Raw genomic sequence first — 13,905 nt, forward strand, 5'->3', positions numbered from 1 at the left:
GCGCGGTGGCGATCACATCGCCCTTCTGGCGCGCGACGATGGTCAGGGTGGCGAACGAACGGCCGCGGTGCTGCGGCTGCACCACGTAGTAGACCGGGGCGTCGCTCTTGCCTTCGCGCGCGAAGATCACATGGACGGATTTGACGGTCTTGTCCGGGCAGGCGAAAACCGCGGCGCGCAGGAACTGCGCGAGCAGCTGACCGCCGAAGAGCCGGTGATACTCCAGCTGCTGATTGGGGCCTTCGAATACCGAGAGGGTGGCCTGCGGGTCCGGCTCCGGTGCGTCGTCACCGGTGTGCGGCGCGGAAGGACGCAGGCGCAGGTCCATGCAGGCGAGGAGATCGGTCCAGAGATCGGGCATACAGCGAGTGTAAACCCGTATCTCTGATTTGGAGAACGCTATTCTCGGTTATTTCGTCCGGCTGAATCCGCGGGCGCAGAACTCCCAGATCTCCTCGGCCGAGATCGGATGGGCCGTCTCGTCGTCGATGCCGCCGTTGGACTGCGCGGTGAACATGACCGTCTGCATGACCATGGCCGCCATCCGCCGCGGATTGATCTCCGCGCGCAGCAGACCGGCCTCGTCGGCGTCGATCATCAGCTCGATGAACAGCGTGACCAGCGGCGCGTGCGCGACCTTCACCTGTGCCGGATGGCTCACCAGTAGTTGCGGCGCGAAATCGGTGAACAGCGGGCGCTGCGCGGTGGGGTCCGGGCGGCAGAGCTCGTAGAGCAGTTCTACGGCGAGCTGCAATCGGTCCAGCGCGTTGTCCTTACCGGCCACCGCCGCGCGGATCTGGTCCGCGGTGCGGCTGAGGGCATCTTCGAACAGTGCCAGCAGCAGTTCGTGTTTACCGTCGAACTGCAGGTAGAAGCTGCGCAGGGACTGCTTCGACCGATCCACGACCTCCTGGACCGTGAAATCGGTGGTGCCCTTCTCGGTGATGATCGCCTGGGCGGCATCGAGGAAGCGCTGCACTCGCTGTTCGGCGCGTAACTTCGCGGTGCGAATGGAGCGTTCGACGGCGCGCTGCTTCCAGGCCGGTTCTTCGCTCGGACTGGTCACCGGCCGGCCCGTCCGATCCCGTCGATCCCATCTGTGGAGAACATGAGTGCACTGTACCGGAGAACGTCCCATGTCTGGGCAGGCACGTGCCGTGTTCGCACCCTTGAGGAGACTATTAATTTCATCTCAAGAGAATGCTATTCTCCTGAACGTAACGCAACCCCGTCAACAGGAGGCAGCCCGGATGCTCTTCGAGTTCGATGCCGATCAACGGCTGCTGCGCGATACGGTCCGGGAAGTGACGGCCAAGGAGTGCCCGCCCTCGGTCATCCGGGAGATCGTCGACGCCGGCGCCGATTCGGGGCGGCTCTGGAAGACCTATGTGGAACTCGGCTGGACCGAACTGCTCGAACCGGAGGCGACCGTCGAACTCGGAATCGTGCTGGAAGGGCTGGGCCGGGCCACCGATCCGACACCCTATCTCGCCACGATGACCCAGTTCGCGCCCTTGGCCGGGGAGTCCGCCACCGCGGACGGTACCGGCGCCGCGATCTTCGAAGGCGTCACCGCCACCCGGGACGGGGAGGGCTGGCTGCTGAACGGCACCGCCCGGCAGGTTCTCGACGGCGACCGCTGCGATCGCCTGGCCGTGGTCACCGAGGCCGGGGTGTTCCTGGTACCCGCGCACGCCGTGAGTACGCGCCGGGCGGCGGTTTTCGACCCGGTCCTGCATATCGCCGATATCACCTTCGACGAGGTCCGGGTCACCGACGCCGATCGCGGCACCGGGGATCCGGTGCGCGCCCGGCAACTGGCGCTGACAGGTCTGGCGCTGACCACGGTGGGCGCCTGCCAGCGGGTCCTGGACCTCGTCCTGGATCATGTGCGGACCCGGAAGCAGTTCGACACCCCGATCGGTGCCTTCCAGGCGGTCCAGCACAAGGCCACCGATATGCATATCGCCATCGAACGGGCCCGGGCACTGGCCTATTTCGCGGCACTGTGCCTGGCGGAGAACGATTCCCGCCGTACCCTGGCGGCGGCCATGGCCAAGGCGGCCGCGGGCGAATGCCAGTCGCTGGTGTTCCGGCACGGTGTCCAGTTGTTCGGTGCAATGGGATTCACCTGGGAGAACGATCTGCAGTTCGCGATCAAGCGGGCCAAGGCCGGCGAACTGCTGTTCGGGGGCGCGGCCGTGCATCGCGCCGTGGTGGCCGCCGAACACCGTGCGTCCCGGCGGTGATCGGCGACATCATGGGAGCGCGCCCGCACCGCCGCCGGATCCACCGGCGGCAGGCGGCGTAGTAAACGGAATACGAGCACCGGGGTACGGCCCCGGTGCGTCCCGGAACCGAGGAGCACTGTTTTGTCGTATATCGACTACACGGTCGCCGACAAGATCGCGACGATCACCCTGAACCGCCCCGAGGCGGCCAATGCGCAGAATTCCGCGCTGCTCGATGAATTGGACGCCGCCTGGACCCGGGCCGCCTCCGACGACGATGTCGTGGTGATCGTCCTGAACGCGGCCGGAAAACATTTCTCGGCCGGCCACGATCTCAAAGACGACAGCTGGCCCGCACCGGAGAAGATCACGCTCGACTGGATATATCAGACCGAGAGCCGCCGGTATCTGGAATACACGCTGCGATGGCGGAATATCCCCAAACCGACCATCGCCGCCGTACAGGGGCGCTGTATCGCGGGTGGCCTGATGCTGTGCTGGCCGTGCGACCTGATCATCGCCGCGGATAACGCGCTGTTCTCCGATCCGGTCGCGATGATGGGTATCGGCGGGGTCGAATATCACGGCCACACCTGGGAGCTCGGCCACCGCAAGGCCAAGGAGATCCTGTTCACCGGCCGTGCGGTCACCGCCGCCGAGGCCGAGCAGGCCGGCATGGTGAATACGGTGGTGCCGCTGGAGGAGCTGCCCGCCAAGACCGCGGAGCTGGCCGCGCAGATCGCGAAGATGCCGCCCTTCGGGTTGCGGCAGGCGAAGCGGGCGGTCAATCAGACCCTCGACGTCCAGGGGTTCTACGCCGCCATCCAGTCGGTTTTCGATATCCATTCGACCGGGCACGGAAATGCCCTGAGTGTGAGCGGATACCCGATCCTGGTCGACCTGGAACAGATGAAGACGAACATCAAATAGATGTCGATCGGGGGATCGTCCCGTTCGCCGCGGTGACGATCCCCCGATTTCGAAGAGAAAAAACGACGCCGACGGAAACCGGCGATCAGGGATTCTTTCTGACACGGGCAGCGTAACCGAATTTACGACGTCCCGGACCCTGTTTCTGAATATCCCGGATGGACAATTCGGTGACGAAGTGCCCATCGGAAAGGTTTCCGTCATGCGCTCCAGCAGAACGCGGCGTACCGCCGCTCTCATCGGCCTGATGGCCCTCACCGCCACCGCCGTCATCGGTTGCGGCGATTCCGAGGACGACGCCGCGGCGGCGACCTCGGCCCCGGCCGCGACCACGTCGGCGGCCCCGGCCACCGCGTCCGCGGAGACCGAAAAGGCCATCACCGACGCCTATGTCACCTTCTTCGACGGTAAGGCCCCGCCCGCGACCCGGGCCGGGCTGGTCGAGAAGGGCGACGCCTTCAAACCCTTCCTGGAGGGAATGGCCTCCGATCCCCGCGCCTCCGGTACCAGCGTGACCGTCTCGGCCGTCCAGCTCGTCGACGACAAGACCGCCGATGTCACCTACACCCTGCTGCTGGGTGGTAATCCCGTGCTGCCGGACCAGTCCGGGCAGGCGCTCAAGGAGGGCGACACCTGGAAGGTCGCGGCCATGACCTTCTGTGCGCTGCTGGCGGTGCAGGGCAGCGGCCAAGCGGTTCCCGCGTGTAGCTGACACCCGTCCGGGTGTCCGTACCCCGCCGCCTCCTCGAGGGTGGGGATTCTCGACCCTCCGTGGAGCGGGTGTTCCGCGGAGGGGGTCCGGCCGGTGGCCGGATGTGTCGTATCGGTTGCGCAGTATCGATAGGCCGTCCGGTCACCGGCGGGCCGGTTTCCCGTGTCCGGGTATTTACCGGATATCCATCCGCTCAAAGTCTCGAATTGGCCTATACCCCAGAGGGTCCCGGGCTAAACTCCGCTGCGCCCGTGGAAACGTCGTTTCCCGGGCGGCGTATCACCACTCTCCAGAAAGACAGATCGATGTCACGAAGACGCCGGGTGGCCCGAACCGCCGCGGCCTGCGGGGTAGCCCTCTCCCTGAGCGCGATCACCGGCTGCGGCAACTTCTTCGGCCCGGACAATTGCTATGTACTCCCGACGACCGAAACTCCGAAGGAGGTGGCGGCCTCGGGGCCGCAGAACCCGGGAGCCGGTGTCGCCGTATCGGATTCGCCGGCCGCCGCGGCAGCCGCGATCAGCGGTGTCTACGACACCTTCTTCGCGCCCGCCACACCGACCGAGGATCGGATCGCCCTGGTCGAACGAGGCGAGGATTTCGAGACCGAGATCGGCGGCATGGTCAACCACATCCGCACCGCGCTGACCACGGTGCAGGTATCCGATGTGACGCTGCTCGATTCCAGCAGCGCCGAATTGCGGTTCACGCTGAACATCTCCGGCAATCCCGTGGTGAGCAATCAGGTCGGGCACGCGGTCCGGGAGCCGGACGGCTGGAAGATCGCGGCCACCACGATGTGCGGACTGGTCGCGATATCCGGGGGTACCTCCCAGGCGTGCGCCTGATCCTGCGGGTCCGAGACCCGGAACCCGGTGGCCGGAACGTCGCGCAGGCGTCGTTGCACCGGGCGGACCGGTGATCCCCACCCTGGAGCGCCGCCAGGGCGGAGCGGATCGGAATCCGGTCACAGATGAGCGAGACGGGGCGCGTATCCGAGATTACGCAGCGTCGCGCCCGCTTCGCGAGTGAGTTCGCGGGCGCTGCCCAGCAGTCCGTCGAGTACCAGTACTCGTTTGTAGTGCCGGTGGAATTCGTGTTCGGCCGTGAACCCGATACCGCCGAGCACCTGCTGGCAGTGGCGCGCGGTGAGCAGGGCCGCCCGACCCGCCGCGGCCTTGGCCAGCAGCGCCCCGAGCGCATCGGACTCCTCCGGATTCGAACGCTGGATATGCGGGTGCGCCGGATGGTGCGCGTCGCCGGGAGTGAGGGCGAGGGCGGCCTCGGCGCCCTCTATCGCGACCAGTGCCTCCGCGAGGCGATGGCGAATCGCCTGGAAACCTGAGACGGGCCTGCCGAATTGATGCCGTTCCAGCGCGTGGGTCCGGGCCAGGCCGAGCATGGCCCGGGACGAGCCGGTCAGCCACCAGCCGAGTGCGCGCCGCGCCGGTGCGAGGGGGAGATCGTCTGCCGCGAGCGCGGATTCGGCGGCATCGTCGATTCGCGCCACGGGGAGTTCCGGGTCGAGCAGGGCATCGCCGCCCACGGGTTCGGTATGCCAGCGGACCCGGCTTCCGCCCGTGAAGGGCAGCGCGGGGGTCTCTCCGAACGGCCGGCCGGCCGCATACGCGATCACGTCGTTGATCAGCGGGGCCTGCGCGCCCGTCTCCCCGAGTAACCGGAAGACCAGTGGTACGGCGATATCCGCGGTTTCCGGCCCGGCCAGCAGGTCGTGCCAGCCGAGTTCGCACAGCGCGGAATAGAGCCCGCCGGTGGGCGGCGCGACCATCGTCTTACGCAGCGTATCGGTGAGCAGGGTCAGTTCGGCGGCATCCACCGTTACTCCTTCCCCAGGTCGAGCAGGCGGCGGGCGATGATATTGCGCTGTATCTCGGCCGTGCCGCCGTAGATCGTGGCCGCCCGGGAATACAGGAATTCCGACCGCCACTCGGTGTCGTCGAGTTCTATCTCGCCGGGCAGCAGGTCCCGGGCCGTATCGAACAACTGCTGTTCGGCGGTGGCCAGCAGTACTTTGTCGATCGAGGTGTCGGGACCCAGCGCGGCGCCGGCGGCCAAGCGGCGCTGGGTCTCCCGGGAACGGCAGCGCACCGTGTGCAGGGCAAGGTAGGCGGCCCCGAGGTCGGCGTCGTCGCCGGCGGCGGTCTGGTCCAGCACCCGGTCGAGCCGGGTGAACAGATGGGCGATCCGATGCCAGAAACAGGTGGAGCGCTCATAGGGCAGCAGATCCATGGCCACCCGCCAGCCGTCGCCCGGAGCGCCGAGCATCCGGTCGGCGCCGACCACCACGTCGTCGAAGTACACCTCGGCGAATTCGTCCACTCCGTGCATGGTCCGCAGCGGGCGGACGGTGATACCCGGGGTGTCCATATCGACGAAGAACGCGGTGATCCCGTCGTGGCCGGGCCCGGTGCGGGTGAGCAGGACGCAGCGGGACGCGAACTGCGCGAGGCTGGTCCACACCTTCTGCCCGTCGATCACCCAGTCCGTTCCGCGCGGTTCGGCTCTGGTCCGCAGCGACGCGAGATCGGACCCGGAACCGGGTTCGGAGAACCCCTGACACCACTGCTCCGAACCGTCGAGCAGCCGCGGCACCATCTCCGCGGCCAGTTCGGGGCGGGCATAGGAGATCATCGTCGGGGCCAAGACCTCGATCATCGAGTAGATACCGGGTTCGGCGAGGTCGCGGGTGGCGACCTCCTCGCCCAGTACGGCCCGCAGCAGCGGTTCCCCGCCCAGGCCGCCCACGGTCTCCGGCCAGCCGTAACGCATCCACCCGGCGTCGAAGAGGGCGCGCCGCACCCGGGCCAGTTGCGCGACCTGGGCGTCGAATCCGGTCTCCGGCCCGGGGGAGAGGTCGTTGTCGTCGAGCCAGGCCCGCAGCCGTGTCCGGAAGCCGGCAACCGTAATACCCTCCGGGCCCGACTCGCTCATGCTGTCTCCTCGGGTATGGGCGAGGCTTTGTGATCGGTCTGCTTCCTGACGCGGAGGCCGAAGCGCAGGCGAAGGTATCGCACTGCCTCCTCCGGGCCTGACTCGCTCATACCGTGGGCCGCTCGAAGGCGTGCGGGATACCGGAATCGTGGATACCGCTGCGCCGGATGAAGGTCATGGCGCGGGTGCGCAGTCGCCAGCCCTGGCCGGTGCGCAGGTAGGTATCGCTGTAGTAGCCGATCCGCATATCGTGGGCGGAGTGCTCGACGAAGCACAGCGGCTGGGTGCCGGTGCCGGTGTCGCCCTCCAATTCGATCAGCGGTGTCCCGGTGAGGAACAGGCCCTTGGGCGCGGCCTCGACGAGTTCGGGGAACACGTCGAGGGTGTAGGTGTCGCCGAAGGCGCTGTAGGTGCCGTCCGGGGTGAAGACCCCGATCAGTCCGTCGATATCGCCTTTGGTGATGGTCACCGCGTAGCGCGCCAGCAGTTGCTGGATCTCGATGATGTCATCGATTGCCGCCATAGACCTTTCCGCCTTTCATCACGAACCGCACCTGCTGGGTGACGGTGATATCGGCCAGCGGATCGCCGGGAACGCCGATGACGTCCGCGAGCAGTCCTTCGGCCAGCCGGCCCCGGTCCTCGACCTGGATGAGCTCGGCCGCGGTGACCGTCGCGGCCCGGAGCACGGTGAGCGGATCGAGTCCGCGTTCGACGAGGGCCACCAGTTCGTCGGCGTTGCGGCCGTGCGGAATCGCGGGCGCGTCGGTGCCGACCGCGATCTTGACGCCCGCGTCGTAGGCGGCCTTCACCGAGGTCCGCGCGCGGGGGAACATCTCGGCCGCTTTGGCCTGGAGCTCCGGGGCCGCCTTGGAGACATCCATCGCATCGGCCAGTCGAGTGGTGGGCACCAGATAGGTGCCCGCGCGAACCAGTGCCTCGATGGCCTCGTCGTCCATCAGGAATCCGTGCTCGATACAGTCGATCCCGGCCTTGACCGCGTTCTTGACCGCGTCCGCCCCGTGGGTGTGGGCGGCCACCCGCAGCCCCCGGCGATGCGCCTCGTCGACGATCGCGCACAGTTCCTCGGTCGAATAGTGCTGGGCGCCCGGCGCACCGGTCAGCGACATCACGCCGCCGGATACGCAGACCTTGATGAGCTGGGCGCCGTGTTTGATCTGGTACCGCACCGCTTTGCGGACCTCGTCGACACCGTTGGCGATTCCCTCTTCGAGGGTCAGCTTCAGCACATCGGGGGCGAACGCCGAGAACATCGTGGGGTCCAGATGTCCACCGGTCGGGGTGATGGCGTGACCGGCCGGCACGATCCGGGGCCCGTCGATCCAGCCCGCGTCGATCGCCTTGCCCAGCGCGACATCGAGCAGATAGCCGCCGGTTTTCACGAAGAGGCCCAGATTGCGCACGGTGGTGAACCCGGCGCGCAGTGTGCGCCGGGCATTGCCGACCGCCCGCATCATGCGCAGCGGGGGATCGTCCTGCACCGAGGAGCTGAGGCCGGTTTCGCCCCGCCCGCCCATCAGCAGGTTGACCTCCATGTCCATGAGACCGGGCAGCAGGACGAGGTCACCGAGATCGATGACCTCCCCCTCCGCCTCACCCCCGACACCGACGATTCTGTCGCCGTCGACACGGAGGATGCCGGGACGGATGATCTCGCCGCTGTCCACGTCGAGCAGGCCGGCGGCTCGTAGGGTGAGCATGTCAGACCACCGGCTCCCGCACGATGTCCAGGTAGGCCGCGCCGCTGTCGGGCACCCGGGGCTGTTTCCACACCTCCACCGGGAACGAGGCCATCACCAGCGACTGCATCAGATGGAACAGATTGCGCGCGTCGTCGGGCAGATCGTCGAGATCGAACCGGTCGCAGTAGGCGATGGCGTCCTCGAGGCGGGCCATCCCCGCGTCGTAGAACTCCTGCATCTCCGGCATGGTGGAGGCCAGCCGCTTGGCGTACCGCTCGGGCTCGGTGGGCAGGATCCAGTCCTCGAACTTCGCGAGATCGGCGAATTCGGCCGGCAGTTTCGACTCAGTTGCCATTGCGGTATTCCTCGACTTTCTTCTGGGCGGTCTTGTGCAGGTGGCGCAGCAGGATCTCCTGGTCGTTGAGCGGGAAATCGGTGACCGTACGGGTGGCGATCATGGTCTGGGTGGCCTCGAGGGTGTTGGCGTCCTGCAACGCGTATTCCTTGAAGGTCACCCCGGCCAGCTCCTGGGCCAGGCGCTCGCGGGCCGTCTTCGCCGGCACGAAGTAGAGATTGGCCTCGAAGATGTGCTTGTTCACCGCGGTCGGCCAGTAGTGGTAGGTGAGGTACCAGCCCGGGGCCCAGAACAGCAGCGACATATTGGGCCAGATCTCGAATTCGTCCACGCCCCAGGCCTTGTGGCCGGCGGGATTGATACCCACGGGCAGCGGATCCAGGCCCTCGATATCGGGCCGGTCCCACGGGCCGAACAGGCCGCTGCGCAGGATGCGCTCGATCGGCTTGACCATGTTCAGGTCCTTGGGCGGGGCCATACCGCCCCACGACGAGATCATCGAATGCGGCGCCTGGATGTCGTAGTGCAGCGCCTCGTAGCCGTAGCCGGCGAGTTTGTCGGCCTCGTCCTTGACCGCCTGCTTCATATGCAGGATCGGGGCGTGGTAGAACTCGGCGAACGCGTCGATGAACAGTTTCCAGTTACTGCCGACCTCGGCCTTGTAACTGAACACCTCGGTCATCTCGTGGAACGGGTAGCCCTCGAGTCCCTTGATCATCGGGCCCAGGAAGGTGGTCAGCGGTTCGGCGTCGTGGTCGAGGTTGACGAAGATGAACCCCTCCCACACCTCGCAGCGCACATCCTTGAGCCCGTAGTCGGCCTTGTCCAGGCCGAAGAACTCCTTCTCCTGCTGGACGAAGGTCAGCTCGCCCTCGAGGCTGTAGCGCCAGGCGTGGTACTTGCAGGTGAACTGCTTGCAGAAGCCCGAGGTCTCCTCGTTGGGGAAATCGTCCCAGACCAGCTTGTTTCCGCGGTGCCGGCAGACGTTGTGGTAGGCGTGGATCTCGTTGTCGTTACCGCGGACGATGATCAGCGACGTCCCGGCCGAGGTGAGTTCCTTGGTGAAGTAGCTGCCCTTGCGCGGCAGCCGTTCCACCCGGCCGACATTGAGCCAGGTCCGCTTGAAGATGGCTTCGCGCTCGTCCTCGTAGAACTGCGGGTCGATGGAATCGCTGTAGTCGACCGGTTCGGTGCCCAGGTCCGGGTAATGCTCGGTCCAGCTACCCGCTGCCGGTTTGTTGAAGTGTGCCAAGGGATTACCTCTCGTACTCGGATCGGACGCCGAAGGTGTTGAAGGCTGCGGCGAGCGTGTTGTAGGTGCCGATGGTGAAGATCAGATCCATCCGCTGGTGTTCGTCGAGTTCTGCGCACAACGCGTCCCAGGTCGCGTCGGTCAGATTCGATTTCTCGTCGAGTTCGTCGACCGCGCGCAGGACGAGGCGGTCGAGCCCGGCCTCCGCCTCACCGCGGCGGACCGCCTCGATCTCCTGTTCCGTGATGCCCTCCGCGAGTGCGGCTTCCCGGTGGTGGTTCCACTCGTAGACGCAGTCGCGCAGATGAGCGACCCGCAGGATGGCGAGTTCGCGCAGCCGGGCCGGCAGCGAGGACTGGAACAGCAGGTGGACGTTCAGGGTGAGAAACGCCTTGGTCAGCGCGGGATGCCGGACCAGTGTCGACAGGGCGTTGCTCGCCGACTCCGGATTGCGCAGCCGGCGCGGCAGCATCACCCGGAGCGCGCTGTCGACCTCCTCGTCCCACCGGTCCGCGGGTAGCGGCGGTATCCGCATCGCGCCTCCTCTCGATGAGAATGATATTCTCGCTTTCGGATAACAGATTTCCACGGGACGGCCGGATAGTCAACGCGACGTATTACCGGCCAGGTCGCAGGCCCCTGCGGGGTCGCGGCGACAACGCGACTCTTCCGGCGCGAACACAGTCCTCCGGAGGCTGGAGTACCCGAAAAACAGGATATTGATTCTCGATAAGTGAGAAGCTAGTTTTCATTCACCGAGAGCTGCGGATACGACCCGGTCGGCCGGGAAGGCCCGATGCGGAGCTCGGTGTCCGGGCGGGCCGCTGTCCCGCCTGATCACGATCGGCTGGCCGATGGGGCCCAGCGCAGAAAGGACCGTCGTGAGACCGAAGCGAACAGCCGCCGCAGCACTGCTGGCCGTTGCTCTGCTCGCCACCGCAGGATGCGGAGGCCGCACCGGCAGCGAAGTCGAGTCGTCGTCCTCGGACGACACCGTGGTCGCCGATTTCGGCGATCTGAGCGGGGTCTGCCAGGGCGGTGACGCCTCCGGCTCACCGACCCAGGGCGTCACCGACAAAGAGATCACCATCGGCGTCTTCTCTGATGTCGGCTACTCCAAGAACCCCGAATTCGTGGATGCCGCGAAGGTGTTCACCTCCTGGTGCAATGCCGCGGGCGGAATCAACGGGCGCACCGTCACCACCCAGATCCACGATTCCAAGGTGATGGCGGTCCGCCAGAAGATGGTGGAGGCCTGCCGTACCGATTTCGCTCTCGTGGGCGGCGGCGCCGGCCTCGACGGTCTCGGTACCAAGGAGCGGCTGGAATGCACGCTGCCCGATATCCCGGCGCAGGTCTCCCAGCAGCCGAACCTCGGCACCGACCTGCAGGTGATCCCCTCCCCGAGCACCTACGCCCACTACGACCCCTACAACGCCTTCCGGCAGTGGCTGACCAAGGAGGCCTACCCGCAGTCGGCCAGCGCGGTCGGCATCATCAACGGCGACTCCCCGGTCACCAAGGTCCTCGGTGACAAGGCGGTCGAATCGCTGAAGGCGATGGGCGCGAACGTCATCTACAACCAGCTGTATCCGGTGGGCGGCGTCACCGACTGGACGCCCTACGCGCAGGCCATCAAGAACAGCGGGGTCCGCGGTCTGATCTGGTACGGCGAAGACGCGCCGCTGGCCAAACTCGAGGAGAAACTGACCTCGATGGACTACAAACTGGACTGGATCGACCCGAACAACAACGCCTTCCGGCCCGATTACGTGGACTTGCTGGGCCCGTCCGCGACCTATCAGAACAACCTGGTGGATCTCGGCGGCGTGACACCGCCGCAGCAGGCCGATCAGTCCCCGTCCATGCGGCAGTTGCAGGACCTGTACAAGAAGTACGCCCCGGACGCCGTGATGACGCTGCCCGCGGTGCGCGCCTTCTCGGCCTGGCTGCTGTTCGCGAAATCGGCGAGCGCCTGCGGATCCGAACTCACCCGCACCTGCCTGATCGAGACGGCGAAGAAGGAAACCGAATGGACCGGCGGCGGGCTGCACAGCCCGAACGATCTGTCCAATTCCGACGCACCGCCGACCTGCTTCAACGTCATGCAGGCCACCGCGGACGGCTGGAAACCGGCGGATTTCGGCGCCAACAACGGCCTGGTGCGCTGCGGGACCCCGCCCTACCGGTACACCGGCAACTACGGGGAGCCGATGACGCTCGCCGATGTCGGTAAGACCATGGCGGACGTCAAGTAACCGATCATGGATCAATTCCTCGCCTTCGGGATCGTCGGGCTGAGCACCGCGGCCGTCTATGCCGTGATCGGCAGCGGCCTGGTGCTCACCCATACGACCACCGGAATCTTCAATTTCGCGCACGGCGCCGCCGGGATGATGGCCGCCTTCTCCTACTGGCAGCTCACCGCCGGCTGGGGTGTCCCGGTACCGATCGCCCTCGCTGTGGTGCTGCTGGTGCTGGCCCCGCTGTCCGGTCTGCTCGTCGAACGGGCGCTGCGTGCCGTGCAGGGTCTCGGCGACGCCGAGAAACTGGTGATGACGGTCGCGTTGCTCAGCGGTCTCATCGCCCTCGCGCGCTGGATCTGGGATCCGATGGAAGCCCGGACGCTGCCCACCTTCTTCGCCGAGGCGGAGCCGATCCGGCTCGGCTCGGCGACCGTCACCTGGCATCAGCTGCTGACCATGCTGGTGGCGGTCGCGGTGGCGGTGGGATTGCGGGTGCTGCTGTTCAACACCCGCACCGGCGCGGAGATGCGGGCGACGGTCGACGACCGGGCATTGGCCGGACTCACCGGCGCCGACCCGGTCCGGGCCAACCGGGTCGCCTGGATCCTCGGGATCGAACTGGCCGCGATCGGCGGCATCCTGATCGCCCCGACGGTCTCGCTGGACGCGTCCACCCTGTCATTGCTGATCGTCAGCGCGTACACCGCCGCCATCTTCGGGCGGTTGCGCAGCCTGCCGATGACCTTCCTCGGGGCGGTCGTGATCGGCCTGATGGAAAGCTATCTGACCGGGTATCTTCCGCAGAACGAGTACCTGCCGGGGCTGCGGCTGGCCGCGCCGGCGTTGTTGCTGCTGCTGGCACTGCTGCTGTTCCCGCACGGCCGGTTGCGGGGCCGGGACCGCAAACTCAGCCCGGTGCCCACGCCTTCCCGCGGCGGCGCGGTGTTCTTCGCCGGGGTGATCGTGCTACTCGGACTGATGGTCGCGACCACGCTCGGTGAAAGTGATCTGATCGCCTACGGGCCGATGTTCGCCTTCGGGGTGATCGCGCTGTCGTTCGTGCCGCTGTCGGGATACGCGGGGCAGATCTCGCTGGCCCAGCTGACCATGGCCGGGATCGGCGCGGTGGCCTACGCGCATCTGGCGCCGGACGGGCAGTGGTGGGGCCTGATAGGCGCCGTGCTGATCGCGGCGATCGCGGGCGCGCTGGTCGCGGTGCCGGCGCTGCGGTTGTCGGGCGTGTATCTGGCGCTGGGTACCGCGGCGTTCGCGGTGATCATGGACCGCTGGATCTTCAACCTGCCCGCCTTCGAGGTGGCCGGGGTGCGGATCTCGTTCTTCGACCAGGGCTCGGTGGAGGTCGCCGGACTGAATCTGTTCGGGCTGCACCTCGATACCGTCGAGCGGGTCACGATCTTCGCGGCGGTCTGCCTGGCGGTCGCCACGCTCGGTGTCGCGGTACTGCGGCGCGGGCGCTTCGGCCGCCGGCTCATCGCCCTGCGCGACAGTGAGGCCGCCTACGCC

Annotated in this window: 15 protein-coding genes; 6 read left to right on the forward strand and 9 right to left on the reverse strand. The window is 66.8% G+C overall.

The window, feature by feature from the left end:
• Together ACWDU1_RS17995 and ACWDU1_RS18000 are read right to left on the reverse strand one after the other, a co-directional pair.
• On the reverse strand, nt 1-361 hold a 361-nt coding region (locus tag ACWDU1_RS17995; protein ID WP_449999801.1), incomplete at its 3' end, for an acyl-CoA thioesterase domain-containing protein.
• A 48-nt stretch (nt 362-409) separates the two neighbouring features.
• Complete coding sequence (locus ACWDU1_RS18000; RefSeq protein WP_449999803.1) at nt 410-1,066, reverse strand: TetR/AcrR family transcriptional regulator; 657 nt, start codon at nt 1,064-1,066, stop codon at nt 410-412.
• A 184-nt stretch (nt 1,067-1,250) separates the two neighbouring features.
• On the opposite strand from ACWDU1_RS18000, the gene ACWDU1_RS18005 reads away from it, so the two are divergent.
• The 4 genes from ACWDU1_RS18005 to ACWDU1_RS18020 all read left to right on the forward strand — a co-directional run bounded on the left by ACWDU1_RS18005 (nt 1,251) and on the right by ACWDU1_RS18020 (nt 4,721).
• The gene (locus ACWDU1_RS18005) at nt 1,251-2,249 is read left to right on the forward strand and encodes an acyl-CoA dehydrogenase family protein (protein WP_449999804.1); all 999 of its coding nucleotides are present in this window, start codon (nt 1,251-1,253) and stop codon (nt 2,247-2,249) included.
• Nucleotides 2,250-2,372: 123 nt separating this feature from the next.
• Nucleotides 2,373-3,161, forward strand: a complete 789-nt coding sequence (locus ACWDU1_RS18010) for an enoyl-CoA hydratase (RefSeq protein WP_449999806.1) — start codon at nt 2,373-2,375, stop codon at nt 3,159-3,161.
• Between the two features lie 202 nt (nt 3,162-3,363).
• Nucleotides 3,364-3,873, forward strand: coding sequence for a hypothetical protein (locus ACWDU1_RS18015; RefSeq protein ID WP_449999808.1), 510 nt, complete (start codon nt 3,364-3,366; stop codon nt 3,871-3,873).
• 305 nt (nt 3,874-4,178) lie between these two features.
• Nucleotides 4,179-4,721, forward strand: a complete 543-nt coding sequence (locus ACWDU1_RS18020) for a hypothetical protein (protein ID WP_449999809.1) — start codon at nt 4,179-4,181, stop codon at nt 4,719-4,721.
• 119 nt (nt 4,722-4,840) lie between these two features.
• Here ACWDU1_RS18020 and ACWDU1_RS18025 read toward each other — a convergent pair whose 3' ends face one another.
• From ACWDU1_RS18025 to ACWDU1_RS18055, 7 genes are all read right to left on the reverse strand, one after another.
• Nucleotides 4,841-5,662: an acyl-CoA dehydrogenase family protein gene (locus ACWDU1_RS18025; RefSeq protein ID WP_449999822.1), complete on the reverse strand. Its 822-nt coding sequence runs from the start codon at nt 5,660-5,662 to the stop codon at nt 4,841-4,843.
• A gap of 50 nt (nt 5,663-5,712) precedes the next feature.
• Nucleotides 5,713-6,801, reverse strand: a complete 1,089-nt coding sequence (locus ACWDU1_RS18030) for an acyl-CoA dehydrogenase family protein (protein ID WP_449999823.1) — start codon at nt 6,799-6,801, stop codon at nt 5,713-5,715.
• Nucleotides 6,802-6,931: 130 nt separating this feature from the next.
• Complete coding sequence (locus ACWDU1_RS18035; protein ID WP_449999811.1) at nt 6,932-7,348, reverse strand: nuclear transport factor 2 family protein; 417 nt, start codon at nt 7,346-7,348, stop codon at nt 6,932-6,934.
• Nucleotides 7,332-8,546 carry an amidohydrolase family protein gene (locus ACWDU1_RS18040; protein ID WP_449999813.1) on the reverse strand — a complete coding sequence of 405 codons (1,215 nt, stop codon included), beginning with the start codon at nt 8,544-8,546 and terminating at the stop codon, nt 7,332-7,334. Before ACWDU1_RS18040 ends, ACWDU1_RS18035 begins: the two co-directional genes overlap by 17 nt.
• Nucleotide 8,547: 1 nt before the next feature.
• Nucleotides 8,548-8,883 (reverse strand): hypothetical protein, encoded by a 336-nt coding sequence (locus ACWDU1_RS18045; protein WP_357422351.1) that lies wholly within the window; start codon nt 8,881-8,883, stop codon nt 8,548-8,550.
• Complete coding sequence (locus tag ACWDU1_RS18050; RefSeq protein WP_449999815.1) at nt 8,873-10,135, reverse strand: aromatic ring-hydroxylating oxygenase subunit alpha; 1,263 nt, start codon at nt 10,133-10,135, stop codon at nt 8,873-8,875. Before ACWDU1_RS18050 ends, ACWDU1_RS18045 begins: the two co-directional genes overlap by 11 nt.
• A gap of 4 nt (nt 10,136-10,139) precedes the next feature.
• On the reverse strand, nt 10,140-10,670 hold the full coding sequence (locus ACWDU1_RS18055) for a carboxymuconolactone decarboxylase family protein (protein ID WP_449999817.1): 531 nt from the start codon (nt 10,668-10,670) through the stop codon (nt 10,140-10,142).
• A gap of 346 nt (nt 10,671-11,016) precedes the next feature.
• Here ACWDU1_RS18055 and ACWDU1_RS18060 point away from each other — a divergent pair, with 346 nt between their 5' ends.
• Both ACWDU1_RS18060 and ACWDU1_RS18065 read left to right on the forward strand, forming a co-directional pair.
• Nucleotides 11,017-12,393 (forward strand): ABC transporter substrate-binding protein, encoded by a 1,377-nt coding sequence (locus ACWDU1_RS18060; protein ID WP_449999819.1) that lies wholly within the window; start codon nt 11,017-11,019, stop codon nt 12,391-12,393.
• A 6-nt stretch (nt 12,394-12,399) separates the two neighbouring features.
• Nucleotides 12,400-13,905: ABC transporter permease subunit (locus ACWDU1_RS18065; protein WP_449999821.1), on the forward strand; the 1,506-nt coding region annotated here is incomplete at its 3' end.

This window comes from Nocardia sp. NPDC003345, from assembly GCF_053589395.1.